At 67.3% G+C, this 1,350-nt stretch carries 1 protein-coding gene; it reads left to right on the top strand.

The annotated features are described in order from the left end of the window. Window positions 1-1,350: amidase (locus EOA29_RS36640; RefSeq protein ID WP_245468737.1), on the top strand; the 1,350-nt coding region annotated here is incomplete at both ends.

Raw genomic sequence — 1,350 nt, 5'->3', positions numbered from 1 at the left:
CCAAGCACGCCGTGCCGCCGGCCGGCGACATCTGCCGCCTGTCGGCGATCGATCTTGCCCAAGCCATCCGGCAGCGGCATCTGTCGGTGCGCGAGGTGGTCGGCGCCTTCCTGGACCGTATCGAAGCGGTGAACCCGCTCGTCAACGCCGTCGTGTCGCTGCGCGAGCGCGCCGACATCCTCACCGAGGCCGACAGGGCCGATGCCCATCTGGCGCAGGGCGGCGCGGCCGGATCGCTGTTCGGCCTGCCGATCGCCATCAAGGACCTGGCTTTGACCAAGGGCCTGAGGACAACTTTCGGCTCGCCGATCTTCGCCGATTTCGTCCCGCAAGAAGACGACTTCTTCGTCGAGCGCCTCCGCAAGGCCGGCGCCATCACCATCGGCAAGACCAACGTTCCGGAATTCGGGCTGGGCTCCAACACCTACAATCCGGTCTTCGGACCGACGCTCAACGCCTTCGACCCGGCACTCACCGCCGGCGGATCGAGCGGCGGCGCCGCCGTGGCGTTGGCGCTCGACATGGTGCCTGTCGCCGACGGCAGCGACTTCGGCGGCTCGCTACGCAATCCGGCCGCCTACAACAACGTCTATGGCTTCCGCCCCTCGCAGGGGCTTGTGCCGGCCGGCCCCGACATCGATGTCTTCCATTCGCAAATGGGCGTCGAAGGGCCGATGGGCCGGAACGTGCGCGACATCGCGCTGCTGCTCGACGAGCAGGCCGGCTACCACCCGCGTGCGCCGCTCTCGCATGACAAGCAGGGCTCGTTCCTCGAAGGTTTGGGGACGAAGGCCACCGGCGGCCGGATTGCGTGGCTCGGCGATCTCGGCGGCCACCTGCCGATGGAGCCTGGGATCCTCGAGCTTTGCGAAAGCGCGCTGGCCCGCTTCGCCAATGCATCCTTCGTCAGCGAAGCGTTGGTGCCGGATGTCGATTTCGAAGCGCTGTGGCAGGCCTTCGTGACGCTGCGCCAGGCGAGCAGCGGTTGCGGGCTGAAAGCTCACTATGACGATCCGGCGAAACGCAGGCTGCTGAAGCCGGAAGCGGTTTGGGAAATCGAACAGGCGATCCGCCTCACCGCGCCGCAGGTCCACGCCGCCACTGTCCGGCGCTCCTCATGGCACCGGACGTTGCTGTCGCTGTTCGAACGCTTCGACCTCATCGTCCTGCCAACGGCGCAGGTCTTCCCCTTCGACGTCGCCACCCATTGGCCGCGCGAGGTCGCCGGGCGGTCGATGGACAGCTATCACCGTTGGATGCAGGTCTCCGCCTTTGCCACTTTGGGCGGATGCCCGGCACTCAACGTCCCGGTCGGCTTCGACGAGAAGGGCCGGCCGATGGGCATGCAAC

It is taken from the genome of Mesorhizobium sp. M1E.F.Ca.ET.063.01.1.1, assembly GCF_003998155.1.
Lineage (GTDB): Bacteria > Pseudomonadota > Alphaproteobacteria > Rhizobiales > Rhizobiaceae > Mesorhizobium.
This window is presented reverse-complemented; position numbering and strand designations above follow the sequence as displayed.